16 protein-coding genes and 1 riboswitch are annotated in these 15,840 nt (G+C 29.1%); of the genes, 13 read left to right on the top strand and 3 right to left on the bottom strand.

Annotated elements, in window-relative coordinates:
* Window positions 1–11: 11 nt before the first annotated feature.
* The 4 genes from FGL08_RS13625 to FGL08_RS12620 all read left to right on the top strand — a co-directional run bounded on the left by FGL08_RS13625 (window position 12) and on the right by FGL08_RS12620 (window position 3,024).
* Window positions 12–353, top strand: a complete 342-nt coding sequence (locus FGL08_RS13625; RefSeq protein WP_243117990.1) for an ATP-binding protein — start codon at window positions 12–14, stop codon at window positions 351–353.
* Window positions 354–455: 102 nt separating this feature from the next.
* Entirely contained in the window at window positions 456–776 is a 321-nt protein-coding gene (locus FGL08_RS13730; RefSeq protein ID WP_341472371.1) for an ATP-binding cassette domain-containing protein, read from the top strand.
* A gap of 62 nt (window positions 777–838) precedes the next feature.
* On the top strand, window positions 839–1,051 hold the full coding sequence (locus FGL08_RS13725) for a hypothetical protein (protein WP_341472370.1): 213 nt from the start codon (window positions 839–841) through the stop codon (window positions 1,049–1,051).
* Window positions 1,051–3,024: an ABC transporter permease gene (locus FGL08_RS12620; protein ID WP_138211115.1), complete on the top strand. Its 1,974-nt coding sequence runs from the start codon at window positions 1,051–1,053 to the stop codon at window positions 3,022–3,024. Before FGL08_RS13725 ends, FGL08_RS12620 begins: the two co-directional genes overlap by 1 nt.
* 216 nt (window positions 3,025–3,240) lie before the next feature.
* On the opposite strand, the gene FGL08_RS12615 is transcribed toward FGL08_RS12620, so the two are convergent.
* Window positions 3,241–4,638 (bottom strand): DUF4317 domain-containing protein, encoded by a 1,398-nt coding sequence (locus FGL08_RS12615; protein WP_138211114.1) that lies wholly within the window; start codon window positions 4,636–4,638, stop codon window positions 3,241–3,243.
* 598 nt (window positions 4,639–5,236) lie between these two features.
* Between FGL08_RS12615 and FGL08_RS12610 the strand changes: the two genes are divergently transcribed.
* The gene (locus FGL08_RS12610; RefSeq protein WP_138211113.1) at window positions 5,237–5,578 is read left to right on the top strand and encodes a PadR family transcriptional regulator; all 342 of its coding nucleotides are present in this window, start codon (window positions 5,237–5,239) and stop codon (window positions 5,576–5,578) included.
* Window positions 5,571–6,248 carry a DUF1129 domain-containing protein gene (locus FGL08_RS12605; protein WP_138211112.1) on the top strand — a complete coding sequence of 226 codons (678 nt, stop codon included), beginning with the start codon at window positions 5,571–5,573 and terminating at the stop codon, window positions 6,246–6,248. Before FGL08_RS12610 ends, FGL08_RS12605 begins: the two co-directional genes overlap by 8 nt.
* A 128-nt stretch (window positions 6,249–6,376) precedes the next feature.
* Here FGL08_RS12605 and FGL08_RS12600 read toward each other — a convergent pair whose 3' ends face one another.
* Both FGL08_RS12600 and FGL08_RS12595 read right to left on the bottom strand, forming a co-directional pair.
* Window positions 6,377–7,036 (bottom strand): FusB/FusC family EF-G-binding protein, encoded by a 660-nt coding sequence (locus FGL08_RS12600; RefSeq protein WP_138211111.1) that lies wholly within the window; start codon window positions 7,034–7,036, stop codon window positions 6,377–6,379.
* Between the two features lie 290 nt (window positions 7,037–7,326).
* Window positions 7,327–7,605: a CD3324 family protein gene (locus FGL08_RS12595; protein WP_138211110.1), complete on the bottom strand. Its 279-nt coding sequence runs from the start codon at window positions 7,603–7,605 to the stop codon at window positions 7,327–7,329.
* A 536-nt stretch (window positions 7,606–8,141) separates the two neighbouring features.
* Between FGL08_RS12595 and FGL08_RS12590 the strand changes: the two genes are divergently transcribed.
* The 7 genes from FGL08_RS12590 (at window position 8,142) to FGL08_RS12560 (ending at window position 15,485) form a co-directional block, all read left to right on the top strand.
* Entirely contained in the window at window positions 8,142–9,605 is a 1,464-nt protein-coding gene (locus tag FGL08_RS12590; RefSeq protein WP_138208895.1) for an IS1182 family transposase, read from the top strand.
* A gap of 243 nt (window positions 9,606–9,848) precedes the next feature.
* Window positions 9,849–10,319 carry a MarR family transcriptional regulator gene (locus FGL08_RS12585; RefSeq protein WP_138211109.1) on the top strand — a complete coding sequence of 157 codons (471 nt, stop codon included), beginning with the start codon at window positions 9,849–9,851 and terminating at the stop codon, window positions 10,317–10,319.
* 1 nt (window position 10,320) lies between these two features.
* Window positions 10,321–10,866, top strand: coding sequence for a cyclase family protein (locus FGL08_RS12580; RefSeq protein ID WP_138211108.1), 546 nt, complete (start codon window positions 10,321–10,323; stop codon window positions 10,864–10,866).
* A gap of 285 nt (window positions 10,867–11,151) precedes the next feature.
* Window positions 11,152–11,643 (top strand): nucleotidyltransferase family protein, encoded by a 492-nt coding sequence (locus FGL08_RS12575; protein ID WP_138211107.1) that lies wholly within the window; start codon window positions 11,152–11,154, stop codon window positions 11,641–11,643.
* Window positions 11,644–12,134: 491 nt separating this feature from the next.
* Window positions 12,135–13,190: an ABC transporter substrate-binding protein gene (locus FGL08_RS12570; RefSeq protein ID WP_138211106.1), complete on the top strand. Its 1,056-nt coding sequence runs from the start codon at window positions 12,135–12,137 to the stop codon at window positions 13,188–13,190.
* 273 nt (window positions 13,191–13,463) lie between these two features.
* Window positions 13,464–14,939 (top strand): protein adenylyltransferase SelO, encoded by a 1,476-nt coding sequence (locus FGL08_RS12565; RefSeq protein ID WP_138211105.1) that lies wholly within the window; start codon window positions 13,464–13,466, stop codon window positions 14,937–14,939.
* 189 nt (window positions 14,940–15,128) lie between these two features.
* Window positions 15,129–15,485, top strand: coding sequence for a hypothetical protein (locus tag FGL08_RS12560; protein ID WP_138211104.1), 357 nt, complete (start codon window positions 15,129–15,131; stop codon window positions 15,483–15,485).
* 156 nt (window positions 15,486–15,641) lie between these two features.
* Window positions 15,642–15,757, top strand: a riboswitch (FMN riboswitch).
* Window positions 15,758–15,840: the final 83 nt, after the last annotated feature.

Raw genomic sequence — 15,840 nt, 5'->3', positions numbered from 1 at the left:
ACTATTTTATTTTGACAGATAGAAAATGGGGTAAATATGTTATTGAACAAGTTATAAGTAATGCAATAAAGTATTCATTTTTAGGAGAAAAGGTACGCTTTTATACAGAAGAGAATAATAATGAGGTTACACTTTGTATACAGGATTTTGGTGTAGGAATAAAGAAAGAAGAGCTTTCTAGAGTTTTTGAAGCTTTTTTTACAGGAAGCAATGGAAGAAAAGAAGAAAAATCCACAGGCATAGGTCTTTATATGGGAAAAAGTATTTGTGATAATTTAAATAATAAAATAGAGATAAATTCAGAGCTTTCAAAAGGTACAACTGTTATTATAACTTACTTAAAACAAAAATAACCTTACATTAATGCAAGGTTAGGTAAGGGAAGGCGATTTGAGAAAATAAAAATAGGTAATATACTTTAGATAAAGTTTTGAAAAGAAATGAGGTATATTTACATGAAGGTTTTAGAATGTAGAAAGGTAGTAAAGGTTTATGACGCATTTAAAAGTGCACAATCAGTAAAAGCACTTAAGGACATATCTTTTAAGGTAGAGGACGGAGAATTTTTAGGAATTATGGGACCCAGTGGAAGTGGAAAAACAACCTTGCTAAATATTTTGGCTGGAATTGATAAGGCCACTTCAGGTGAAGTTTTTTTGGGTGGCAAAAATATTCTAACCATGAAAAAAGATGATATGGCTATTTTTAGGAGAGACAATATTGGCTTTATATTTCAGGAGGACAGAAACAAAGAACAGCGGAAGCCAGAGCGTTAATAAAAGAACCAAGAATAATATTAGGAGATGAACCTACAGGAAATTTAGATTCAAAATCATCAATGAATATAATGGAAAGCTTTAAAAAAATAAATGAAGAAAAAAAGGCTACTATTGTCATGGTAACACATGATCCCTTTGCAGCATCCTTTTGTAGGAGAATTATATTTATAAAGGATGGAGCTATTAAGCTTGAGATAAACTCTAATGGAAATAGAAAAGAGTTTCTTGACAAGGTAATAGAGGCGCAATTGGTTATAGGGGGGCAGGAATAGTGGATTTTTCTTCAATGATTATAAAAAATATTAAGCATAATATTAAAAATTATATGGCATATTTTCTTGGCAATAGTATAATTCAGTGCATATTATTTATGTTTTTTACTTTAGTTTTTAGTCCTAAGTTTATGGAGAACAAAAAATTCCTAGGTTTAAAGCAATATTTAATTGCTATAGTAATTTTTATGATAGCTTTTTCAGCAGCATTTATAATCTTTACCACAGTTTCATTTACAAAATACAGAGGGAGAGAATTTGGGGTATATTTTACTATAGGATTAACTTCAAAGGAAATAATAAAAATACTTTGCTATGAAAATATTATAATTTCTTTAGCATCATTTTTATTTGCATCTCTCGCAGGAAGTACATTTTCAAAACTCTTTCACATGGCTATAGGAAAAATACTGAAGATTAATAACATAGCCATTCCTTTAAGTCTTAAATCTTATGGAGCAGTATTATTAATATCATTTCTAATATTTCTATTTACTACAATGTATCAGATGATATTTCTAAACAGATATTCAGTTATAAATATATTAAAGTCAAAGTCAAAGAAAGATATAGGAAGTACAAGCACTATTCTAGGAGTAATAGGAATAATAATTTTTATAGGCTCTTTTGTCATTATTAAGATGATGACTGACAGGAAAATAAATAGCAGAGGGAGCATATTCTCTGTAGTTCCTGTAGTGGGTATAATAGTATCAGGTTACTTATTGATAGGTTTTTCAATGACGGTAGTAGTAAAGGTTATGAAAAAATTTAAGAAAGCCTACAATAATAATATTTTGTTTATTAATTCTATTTCACACAGATTTATATCGTATAGAATAGTTTTATATGTGGTTACTTTAATGGTTTCTGGAGGAATGATATTTATTTCTTTTGCTTACAGCATGTATAAATCAACCGAAAAGCAAATAGATATACAATATCCGTATGATATGAGTTTTATAGTTGATAAAAGTAGCATTAAAAATACAAATATTAAAGATTTTGTTGCTAAGAATTTAGGAGATATAAAAAACTACACTGAAGTAGAAGGACTAAATATTCCTAATATCAGAGTAAATGATGGCGCTTGCTTATGGCGTAGACCTAATATGCTGGTTATAAGTGAAGGTAGCTATAAAGCTTTAGGGAATAATGAGTTAAATTTAGAAAAAGGAGAAATCCTTTATTGCCATGTAGAAAAGACAGGCAGCTTTTATGATGGAGGCTTTATGCTGGATTTATCAAAAAAGGTAATGAATAATCATGCTATTTCTCTAGATGAATATAAAACGCAGCGTAATACTGATGAGTACATATATGTACCTAAAGAGAAGAAGAAGGAAAGAGTGGTTTCTGTGGTGAATTGTTCCTACAATCAGGAGTATTTCAGAGGAGATGTTGTGGTTGTTAAGACTGAGGATTATAAAATCATGAAGCAAAAGCTTGGGGATGAAGCCATTACTTATGATGTGCTTATGAATTTGAAAAAAGAGAAAGAATATGATGAATTATATAAAAAGTTAGAAACTACTTTTGGGAAGAGTACCCTTGATTCCTTAAGTATTAAGGAATTAATATTAGATAATAGTATAGAATCCAATGGTTTTCTGTTATTTATCTGCAGTTTTTTAGGAATGATGTTTTTAGTGGGAAGTGCAGCAACTTTATACTTTAAAATAATAACGTCTATTGAAGAGGATAGAGAAAGAAGTAAGCAATTAATGAAAATTGGTTTATGCAGAAGGGAAATTAACGCTTTGATTAAGAAAGAATTAGGCGCAGTGTTCCTTGTGCCTCCAATTATAGCTTTAATATGTATAGGACAGTATCTATCAGCTATTTATGATGTGGTAAATGATGGGGAGTATATGTGGAAAAATAGTTTGTTTGTTTTTGGAGTGTATGCTATTATTCAAATTATATTTTATTTGATAACCGCAAATAGATATACAAAACAAATTACATCATAATTACAACCAATATCATAAAAGAATTTGATTGAAAATGTATCATTAAATTTGAAAGTAGCAATAGTCTGTGGAAAAAATTAATATTCAAGGTTACTATAGAGCTACAATTTTAATAAATGAGAAAAAGTAAATAAAATAGCAACTTTATTTTTAAAAGTTGCTATTTTATTTACTAATTTATCTGATGGCTATCAACTGGAACACCCACAAAGTAATTTAAATAAAATCATCTAAGCCATTAACTGTAGTTTGTTCATCCTCATCAATAGGAATAATTATACATTTTTGCCCATCAATTATTTGAGATTTTATTTGGGGTATTTTTTTAGGTTTTACTTGAAGTATAACGTCATAGTTAGGATTAATCTCATTATCCTCTGAGATTGTATGTGGAACTTCATTCGAGCTGGTTTCTAAATTTTCTTCTAGAACAGTTTCTGAAGTTGCTTCTAAGTTAGTCTCTTCAGACTCTCCTAAAACCACATTGTCATCATTAGTTTCTGTAGGCAACTGGGTTTTATCATCTATAGCATTCTCTTGTTTAATTTGCTCAAGCCTAGTTTGAAGTACTTCTACTTGTTTCAGAAGGTGTTTTTCCTTTTTTCTTTGCTCATTTGCTTTAAGTGCCTTTGAATCAATTAGATTTTCTGCTAAAGGAAGGTCATCGCCAAAGTTTTCTACATAGGATTTTTCAATCTTAGTAGTAATTTCTTCAGCCACTCCACTTTCTATTAAAAGATTTTGTATATCCTTATTTGTTAAGCTTATAGGTTCACAATCCGTATCATCATACATAGAGTTGTATTCATCTATCATATTATTTAGGTTTTCTTGTATTTCCATAAAGGTTTTATCAGCCTTATTTTCATCAGTACTAAAGGAATCCTTAATAATTGATTGGAATGTTTCTTTTTGCACAGTAGCAGTTTGTTTTGAATAACAACCTAAAGCATTTTCCATTAACTCAGGATGAGTATCCTTTGCATTTTTTGTGTAATACATAATAGAATTAACATTTGAACTACGATCAATAAAAGCAGGAAACACAAATCCATTAGTTGGGGGATCAACTACCCAGTCTCTAATACGGGCTTTAATTTTATTTTCTTCTTCAAAGTATCTAAGACCAGGATCTGAAAGAGAAACAGGGCATATTGCACATAGCACATATTCATACACTTCTTCAGATTCATCTATTCTTGCATTATCCTTGGTTTTAGTAATAACATCATAAGCATCATGAAAAATAAGTATTAAAAAGTTACCACTATAATCATAATTATTTATAATCAATTCATAGAAATCATCAAGAAGAGCATCATCTTTTAATTGGCTGTTTTTAAGCTGCATAAGAGAGATTTGCCTTTCATTTATAAGATCTTCATTAGTTGGAAAGTTAAGTTCTAAAATATTATTTCCAATAGTTCCGGACAGTACTTTTTTAGCGATTTCTAAGTATTTAAAGTATTCATCTTCATCCAAATTTAGAAAGGTTTCTCTAAATTTTAAAATAGTATGTTTTTCTCCATTAACATAGCAACCACACATTTTAGTGAAGGTGCAATAATCTTTCTTTAGACGTTTTTTTAACTCAAGTATATCTTTTTTTCTCATATAACCTCCTCAAGCTAGTATTTAATTAATATATTATCATTATTTAAGTATAGTATTTTTTTTATATTAATCAAAGTTTTATTTAGATAAATTTAAAGTAGATAGTGTGAAATAAGCGTAAATATAAAGAATGTATAAAAGAGAAATATGATCCATTTAATGAAGCAATGTGCTGGGGAGAAGCAGATGAAGAGATATTTCAGCTTCATTTATTAAAAAGAGGGTACAATCTCTTAACACAACAATAGAAGATTACACGAGAATCATATTCTCCATTGGAGCCATTGTTCAATAACGAGGGTATTTTGAGGTTATGGAGATAAAGTTATAACTAAGGATAAGTTTTTAGTTAGAAAATAGAAAAAATAAAACTAAAATAAATAGTAGTTTAGTAGGCTATTTAAACAAAGAAGTAGGGGCATCGTAAATGATATCCCTTATTATCTTATATTAAGAAATACTATAATAAATACCTTGTATATATCGAAACATAAGTTTCAATTCATAGTATCAGGGATAAATCTTTACTTAAAGGCTATCATGTAGTACAATATAGCTAAGGTAACTTGCACAACAAGGTAGTTAGGAGGTGGATGTTGTGGGAGATAAATCTCAATTTTTTAGAGGAACATTAGAAGGATGCATTCTTAAGATTATTAATGACAATGAGGTTTATGGCTATGAGATTGCTGAAAAGCTAAAAGGGTTCGGATTAGATGAGGTTAGTGAAGGCACTATTTATCCATTGTTACTACGTCTTGAGAAAAACGGATTAGTTAGCTCGGAAAAGAAAGAATCAGCATTTGGACCTAAAAGGAAGTATTACAAACTGACTATTTTAGGAAAGAAGGAATTAAAAGAGTTTTTTAAAACTTGGCAAGAACTTAAAAATAGTGTTGATAGAATATTTGAGGATTATGGAGGCGATATTTATGAGTAGTGTTTCTCAAAGAAGAAAGGAGAATAGTAAGATAAGCGAAAATTTAACTGAAGAAAATCTTAAAATATATACAGATTTTGTTTGCTATTTACGAGTAAGCAATTTAAGAGAAGAGGATCAGGAAGAGATTATAAATGATGTATTACTAATGTTCCTAGAATGGCAACAGGAAGGAAAGCCAATAGAAAATATGGTTGGTGGGAATTTAAAAGGGTTTGCAGATGATACTATAGCTGCAGTAAGTTCACATAAAACTGTAGTTGAAAGAATTAAAGAAAATTTAGCAATTATAATAGAAGGCTTTTGTATTATGCTTACAATAGACTTTGTTTTCCTGTACTTACACAAGGTGATAAAAGGAAGTGTAAGTATAAGTTATGATTATGATTTAGCAATGTTTTTAAAAACTTTAATATTTGTAGGATTATCATATTGTTTTATAAACTATGTTGGTAAAAATAGCTTCGAACTTAGTAGAATAGGTAAGTCCTCAAAGCTTGCTAACTTTATTTTTGGTGCAAGTATAGCTGGACTAATAATATTTACAATATTAATGTCAAAAGTATTAGGTAGTGTAGTGATATTTTCGTTAAATGTAATTTATGTAGCTATAATAATAGGTGTATATTGGACTTATAAAGGTATAAATAAATTTTATGCTAAAAAGTAGAGAGATACATTTCATATTGCATAATAAGGACTTATTTTGTAAATAAGTCCTTATTGCGTATGTTACAGGAGTATAATGTATTCATTGATTTTTCAATGTTGAATATGGGGCAAAAGTGCATGTAGTTATTACTTTATATTATTAACATCCTTTAAAATTGTCTCAAGTTTTTCAATAGATGTAATTCGCTCATTACATTTCTTACTATTTAAGCATATATTGAAGCCTATAGATTTATAAGTACCTTCTCTTGCATTTGGAGTTTTACACATAACTGAAATAAATGCTATTTCATTGTGTCGACCTATACGATTACAAATTGCACACATATTAGTATTGCCTGAATTATAATTTTGAATTCTTCCTACCATACCTACAAATTTACCATTCATATTATAGATAAGAAACAATTTTCTAGTGGATTCATCAATCCAACTTAGGTATACCTTCTTTGGGTTTTCTACACTTAGCTCTGGTAATTTTAAATTTTTTTCTTTTCTGAACAATTTATTGATTTGTGAGTTTGTAATTTTAGGTATACCATATACATATTCATTCAAGTCGGCGAAGTACTTATCAATGTGTAAGGGATCAGTTATTTTACTAATATCAAGTAGCTTTTTTTCTTCCTCAGATAAGTTTGTAAAAAGATTTAGTATTTTATTTTGTATATATGATTTACTTGCTTCAATAACATTAGTATCTACACAAGTTTTGAAAGTACTATTTAAATCATGTAAACACTTCTTTATATAATTATATTTATATTTATCTATAAAAGCTTTCATAAAATCCAGCACCTCTTTTCTAACATGTGTTATTTTTATTTTTCATTTAAATAAATTTACCTTACTTTTAGTTTCAGTTTCTTATAAGCCTAATAAATAAAAGATGATTATCATTACTTCAATTGAAAGTAATAATAATCATCTCAATTTAAAACACACTATATATTCACAATCATTTTAGTTTTAGATACTGTTTTAAATTGGAAATTATAACTTTCATCGAAATATCACAATGAAATCATAACATGGTTTAAAACAAGTATTCAATCTAATAAATAGTTCTGTAATGATTATGAGAGTATACGTTTTTCTTGACCTATTATTCTTCTTATACTTTTTTCTGATAGGTAATATTCTTTAGTTAGTTCACTAATAGTAGTTCCACTAAGGTATTTTTTGTAAATTTCAATATTTCTCGCTTTAAGAATATTTTTTATACCACTTTTTTCTCCCCAAGCCTTATGATTTTCATTTTTTCTGGGGACATAAAGATATTTTCCATCTACATATTCTTGTATTATTTTAAGAATTTCTTCTGGTAACACATCTTGCGCCTTTACATACTTCATTTCCTTACTCCTCCACTTTTATCATAGTATCAAAGCAAAGAATACTAAAAAGCTATGTGTTACAGAACCTAAAGCATGTAAGCATTTCAGCTAACTTAACAGCTTAGGCTCCAAACAAAGCATAGCTGACCTTTTTGTAGTCTTTGCAAGGAGCAAGCTGATTTACAGCTGAATGTATCACAGACCTTCATAAAAACACCTCCAATACCTTATGTTTATTATATCATAATTAACTTAAGTTATAATATATGGATCTAAGATGTTATTGTAATGATATATTTTAAAATGATATATTTTATAAAAGCTGGTGATGGTATTATAGTTTTTTAGGTCCATTGGAATATCAATTGTAAAAAAAGAAAATTACATTTCAATTAATAGAAAGGAATGAGTTTTAAATAAAAGACTACAGATTTTAGTGAGGGTACTGAAAAAGTACCCTCCTAATCTTAATAGACATAACACTACAGTTTGTGTAGATGTTATGTCTATTTTTTAGTATAATTTTTATATTACTAATTTAAGCAGGTGATTTTATGTTAATGCATCAAAAGATGATATTAAGCGAATATGGTGATATATATGATAGGATTATCCCTAAAGATAATATGTTGAGAAGGATTAAAGAAATGGTAGATTTCTCATTCATCTACGATGAATTAGTTTCTACATATTGCAATAATAACGGTCGCGGAGCGATTGACCCAATAAGAATGTTTAAATATCTTTTACTAAAAACTATTTTCAATATTTCTGATGTAGATGTTGTTGAACGCTCTAAATATGATATGTCTTTTAAATATTTCTTAGATATGGCTCCGGAGGAGGATGTAATTAATCCAAGTTCTTTAACTAAATTTAGAAAGCTACGCTTAAAGGACACTAATCTAATGGACATGCTAATTTCTAAAACCGTAGAAATAGCATTGGAAAAGGAAATTATAAAATCAAAATCAATTATTGTTGATTCAACTCATACCAAAGCTAGATACAATCAAAAAACACCTAGGGAAGTTTTAATTGAACAATCTAAAAAACTTCGAAAGTCAGTTTATAACATTGATGAGTCAATGAAAGCAAGGTTTCCTAATAAAGTTAACAACGGTCTTCTTGAGGATGAAATAGAGTATTGTCAAAAACTTATATCAGTTATTGAAAAAGAAGAGGTCATTTCAAGTTATCCAGCTGTAAAAGAAAAATTAAATTTATTAAAAGAAACAATCGAAGATGATTTAGAGGTTTTGTCATTCTCTAAAGATGCTGACGCAAAAGTTGGACACAAAACTGCTGATACATCTTTCTTTGGGTATAAAACTCATATTGCAATGACTGAGGAACGTATTATTACTGCTGCTGTAGTTACTTCGGGAGAAAAACACGATGGAAAACAACTAAAATCACTTATTGAAAAGAGCGAAGCCTCTGGCTTAAACATAGAAAATATTATTGGAGATGCAGCTTATTCAGAAAAAGAAAATATAGAATATGTAAATGAAAGTGAAAAAAATCTAATTGCAAAGCTTAGTAAATCAGTATCTCATGGTAACAAAAGACAAACTAAAACGAAGTTTGAATATAATAAAGATGCAGATATGTATGCGTGTGAAGCTGGCCATATGAGTACTAAGAAAACTAGTACTAGACCTAAAAAACATGCCAAAGATGGACTAGGTACAGTAATTTCTTATTTTTTTGATGTTAAAAAGTGTCAGTGTTGCCCTTTAAAACAAGGGTGCTATAAAGAAGGTGCTAAAACTAAATCATACTCAGTTTCAATCAAAACGAATACGCATCAAAAACATATTGAATTTCAAGAAACTGATTTTTTTAAAGAAAAATCAAAAGAGAGATATAAAATTGAAGCTAAAAATAGTGAAATGAAACATAGACATGGGTATGATGTTGCGTCAGCCGCAGGTCTTGTTGGCATGCAAATGCAAGGTGCATTGACCATTTTTGCTGTAAACTTGAAGAGAATATTGACTCTAAGCAATCAGTAAATATACCCGATTAGGGTTTAATAATACAAAAAGACTCAAGCTCATACCACAAAATGGTATAAACTTGAGTCTTTTAAATTATGTAAAAAGTAAACCCCCGAAAAACTATAAGTTTTTCAGTGGTCTCGATTTTAGTGGTCTTTTATTTTTTTACATTAATATTGTTGACAAGGAAACAATAATATATTAATATTGTATCCAAGGAAACAAAAATAGTGTTGCTTTGTTGAAGATAATAGGAAGGTGTTTGAAGTGGATAATATTAATATTATTATGAAGAGTTTTAAAGAGATATATGAAAAAGAAGAAATTTTAGGAAAGATATCATTTAAGGGTGAATATGAGAAGTATGGAGTTTCAGAAATACATTGTATAGATTTCATAGGCAAAATGGAGGATCCTAATGTTACTAAAATAGCTCAAAGCATGAATATGACTAGGGGTGCCATAAGTAAACTTTGTAAAAAGCTTTTAAATAATAAACTTATTGATAAATACAAAAAACCTGAGAATGATAAGGAAATATATTTTAAGTTAACAGAGTTAGGTGAAAGGTTATATAAACATCATGAAATAAAACATAGGCAGTGGGAAGAAAGAAATAATAAGTTTTTTAAAAATATAGATGAAGAAGAGCAAGAAGTTGTAGCTAGTTTTTTAAAAAAGTTTAATAACTATTTAGATAAAATCATAGAGGTGGAAGGAGATATATAAGATGAATTTGCATCTAAAGGAATTCAATATTCCTCAGAAAATATTGCAATGGGGAGAATCACAACCAGCACATCAAAGGCAACATATAGGAACCCATATAGATTGTTATAATTTATCAAAAATACAGCTACCATCAGAAATAGATGTTAGTGTAATAGATGCTAGAAATTTAGATATTATAGATACTGGTATATTAGATAATATAAGAGTTAAAGAAAATTCTTTTGTAATATTTAGAACTGGATATTTAGAAAACTACGGATACGGAAGTGAGGAGTATTTTAATTCTGAATCAAGGCCATATCTAACTAATGAACTTGTAGATAAATTATTAGATTTTAACGTGAGATTAGTAGGAATTGATTTAAGTGGAATACAGCATGGAGAACATCATGTAGTAATAGATAAATATGTTGAAAATAAAGGCGCTTACGTTATAGAAAATATATGTAACCTAGATAAGGTTGAATCAGAGTTTAAGGCACACTTAAAATGGTTTCAATTAGAAGGTGCTACAGCCATAAAAGTTGAAATCGAAACTTTATAATATTACTATATATAAGTCAATATATTATAATGAAAATAAATACGAAAAAAGATATTATGATTCACTTAATAATTTGAAAGGGATTATTGAAATTTATGATGAAATAAATATATATAGGTACTACTAGGGATAGATGAGTTTGCTAAACAAAACAAAGTTCAATACTGTCCAAATATTTATAGGTAAATATAACAGATATGTTAGATGAAAGTTATTGTAAATAAAGGTAAACCAGTAATTATTAAAAAATATAGCTAGGTAAATAGGGAATCGTGGAGGTCAAGCATGATAGAGGTAGAAAAGAAGTTTGAAGTTCTTTCTAAAATTGCAAAAGAGCTAAATGATAATAATATCACATGGGGAATAGGGGCATCTCTTTTATTATATATAAAAGGAATATCAAGTGAATTTCATGATATAGATATTATGGTTGCAGAAAGCGATGTGCAAGCATTAAAGAATATATTGCTCTCTTTAGGAGAACTTCAGCCTAAAAATCCCAATATTCAATACAAAACTAAAAAATTTCTTGAATTTAAAGTTGAAGATGTCGATATTGATGTGATAGCAGGCTTTGTCATAGTAAATAAGGGTAGAGATTTTTATTTTCAACTTAATAAAGATGACATTATCGACTATACAGAGATTAATGGCGTAAAAATCCCGCTTCAATCAGTAACGGAATGGCGTAATTATTATGAACTAATGGGGAGAATTGAAAAAGTAAAAATGATTGATTATAAATATTATTTATTAAAAAAATTTTCTTCTTCATAGTCCAATTCTTTATAAAGATTATATAACACATTAATAATATTACTATCTATTTCATACCAAGTACCATTAATGTTAATTTTATCTTTTAAAAAAGATATATTATAATCATTTTTTCCATTGACTTTAATTAGGTATACCTAGCCTTTAAAAGGTTGATTGATTTTTTTTGTTAGTTTTATAGAATTTATAAAATCAACTATTTTTTTATGTCTTTTTTTTCAGATAAAACTTTCTTTTTAGGAGTAGGTAATGTTTGCCTAAGAATTAAATATTATAGACATTTTTAATAGAAGTATTGTATATTATCATATGTAGCTTCATTGTGGGGGAAGGATCTACTGGACTATTAAGAAAAAGCTTAGTTATAATAGATTCATTTAAAGAAACTGTTATGGTATTTATTATAAGTACAGATAATTGTCACAGTTTGATTAATCAATGATAGCTTGAGGTATTACAATAACTGTATAATACATGGAAGGAGTTGTAGCATGAAAAAATTATTTAAATTATTGAGTTTATCAATTTGTATAGTAATGATGGGTACATTCTTTGTAGGATGTAGCAAAGAGTCTCCTAAAGAAATAAGTTTTTTTAACTATGGAGAAAATATAGATAAAGAAACTATAAAAGAGTTTGAGAAGAAGTATGGTATAAAAGTTAATATTGAAACTTTTGATGATATGGAGACAATGTATCAAAAAATTAGTAAGGGTGGAGTAAAATATGATGTTATTTTAGTTTCTGATGCCCTAATGCCAAGAATGATTAAAAAAGATCTTGTTCAAAAGATAAACAAAGATAATATACCTAATATATCTCAAATGGATAAAGATTACTTAAACCTAGAAATAGACCCAGGTAATAAATATTCAGTTCCTTATATGTTTGGAACAGTGGGGCTTATTTATAATAAAAATGTGGTAAAAGAAAAAGTAGATAGTTGGGATATACTGTGGAATGAAAAATATAAAGGTAAGGTCTTTATGTTTGATACCTATAGAGATACTATGGGAGCAGCTTTAAAGAAACTTGGATATTCTTTAAATTCAACTAATCCAAAAGAAATTGAAGAAGCTAAAGAGCTATTATTAAAACAAAGAAAATCATTAAATCCAATATATGGAGTTGATAATGGAACTACAATGATTCCAGCAGGAGAATCTGATATAAATATGATCTGGTCTGGAGAAGGCTTAAATCTTCAAGACGAAAATCCTAATTTAGTTTATGTAGTACCTAAGGAAGGTGCAAATTTCTGGATTGATAGCTTATGTATACCTAGTAATGCTAAAAATGTTGAAGGTGCTGAAAAGTTCATAAACTTTGTAAGTGATAAGGAAAGTGCATTAAGAATAGCTGATGAAATAGGATATACAACTCCAAATAAAGAAGCAAGGTTAAAACAACCAGAGGAAGTTAGAAATAATCCTAATGCATATATGCCTAAAGAAATAATGGATAGATGTGAAATATATGTTGATTTCCCTAAGGAAGTTAAAAAACTATATGATCATGCATGGGTAAACATAAAATCAAGTAATTAAAGAAAAATAATGAAAGGCTCTTTTATTAGCCTTTCATTATTTTTATATAAATACACTTAAAAGCATTTTATATAATTAGATCTTAAAGGATAGTTAGAATTTAGAGATTAGACTATAAGAGTTAGTGCCTAAGGGGAAATATGGTGAGAATAATAAGTTCTTAGAAGTATACACTAAAAAGAGATAAGTTATTATAGAAGTTTATATCTAAAAATATGAATTTTTCTTAATTAAAAAAGCTATATAAAAAATAAAAGAAGAAAAGGAGATACAATGAAAGAAGAAAAGTTAACAACAGAAACAGGATTTAACTTTGAAAATAGTTATGCTCGCCTTCCAAAAATGTTTTTTACTAGACAGAGCCCAAGCCATGTACCCTCACCCAAATTGGTTGCAATAAATTATTCTTTAATAAAATCCTTAGGGCTAAGTGATAAGGCATTACAAAGCAATGATGGAGTAGATATACTTGCAGGAAATAAGATACCAGAAGAGGCCAAACCTCTTGCTCAAGCATATGCAGGACATCAATTCGGTCATTTTACCATGTTAGGTGATGGAAGAGCAATGCTCATGGGGGAGCATATGACTCCAAAAGGTGAAGTATTTGATATTCAGCTTAAAGGTTCAGGTAGAACTGCATATTCAAGAGGAGGCGATGGGAAAGCAGCCCTAGGTCCAATGTTAAGAGAATACATTATAAGTGAGGCAATGAATGCATTAGGTATTCCTACTACTCGTAGTTTAGCTGTGGTTACAACAGGTGAGCAAATAATCCGGGAAACTGAGCTACCTGGTGCAATACTGACTCGTGTAGCCTCAAGCCATATACGTGTTGGTACATTTCAATACGCTTCACAATGGGGTACAGTTGAAGAGCTTAAGGCATTGGCTGATTATACTTTACAAAAACATTTTGAAGGAACAGAGCATAAAGAGAATCCCCATCTTTTCTTGCTTCAGGAGGTAATCAAGAAACAAGCTGAGCTTATTGCAAAATGGCAATTAGTCGGTTTTATTCATGGAGTAATGAATACTGATAATATGGCAATTAGTGGAGAAACAATTGACTATGGTCCTTGTGCATTTATGGATGTGTATGACACTGCAACTGTATTTAGTTCTATTGATATTCATGGTAGGTATGCTTATGGTAATCAACCTAATATTGCCGCATGGAATCTTGCAAGGTTTGCTGAAACACTATTACCCTTGTTGCATGATAATAAGGATGAAGCTATCAAGCTAGCACAGAATGAGATTTCAGGTTTTACTAAGTTGTATAAGTATAATTGGCTTTCTGGAATGAGAGCAAAACTTGGAATATTTAATGAAGAGCTTACAGATGAATACCTAATTGAAGGACTTCTAAGTACCATGCAGAAGTATGGAGCAGATTATACCAATACCTTCCGTGCGTTAACTCTTGACAATATAGAGTATATGGCGCTATTTGGTACGAAGGAGTTTAATCAGTGGTATGAATTATGGCAGGATAGACTAACAAGACAAGAAGAATCAAAAGATGATGTAAAGAGGCTTATGAAAAGTAGTAATCCAGCAGTAATCCCACGTAATCATAGGGTAGAAGAAGCATTAGATGCTGCAGTAAAACAAGGAGATTATGGTGTAATGGATAGGCTTTTAGATGTTCTTTCAAAACCATATTCTTACTCTGAGGAACAGGAATATTACTCTACACTACCTAAACCATCAACTTGTCCGTACAGAACTTATTGTGGAACTTAACTTCAATTTTTAAAATTTAATAAGTCTTATAAAGTTAAGATATAGAATTAAGAATAAAAGTATAAGCTTATGAAGCGAATAAAATAGATAAACTATTTGTAGAATTTTATATAAAGATTTATCAATTAAAATGGTACACATCTCCTTAAAAATGAATATCATGATACTGGAAAGGAGATGGTTTTAAAAATGACTTTAGAAGGAAATGATGATTACAGAGATATGCAATCGTTACATGATAAATGTAAAAGTTGCATGCATTATCACACTATTTTAACTATGAAGGATGGAAGTACAGTTGATGGGATTATTGTAAAAGTAGACACGGATCACATTATTGTATTAGTTGGTGAGGATGTGATGGAGCGAGAGGATGAAAATAAATATGATCGCCAACGTCAATATGGAAATCCTCGTCGTGGTAGAAGAAGATTTAGACGATTTAGGCATAGAAGATTTCCATTTGCTACTTTAGCTGCATTATCCTTATTACCTTACCCTTACTTTGCTCCACCATATCCTTTTTATCCTTACTTCCCTTTTTAGAAAGGAGTACTTAATAAATTATAGAAGTTTTTATTTAATTAGTATATAGGGAATAATACTGCATATAAGTTGTAATTTTAATATAATTTTCATTATTCTGGATTTAATATATTGACAACTGGTTAAATAAGTAATAATATAAAGTCATAAAATTCAATAAATCTTCAGGGCAGGGTGAAATTCCCTACCGGCGGTAAAGCCCGCGAGCCATATAGGTATGATTCGGTTAGATTCCGAAGCCGACAGTATAGTCTGGATGAAAGAAGATAAATATAAAATGTAGTAATTTTAAATATAATTATATTATATTTAGTTTATTGTGCTCTGAAATAGTTTATATTTCAGAGCTTTTTAA

This window comes from Hathewaya histolytica (assembly GCF_901482605.1).
Classification (GTDB): Bacteria; Bacillota; Clostridia; order Clostridiales; family Clostridiaceae; genus Hathewaya; species Hathewaya histolytica.
Note: the sequence above shows the minus strand (reverse complement) of the source record. Positions and strands in the feature narration are given on the sequence as shown.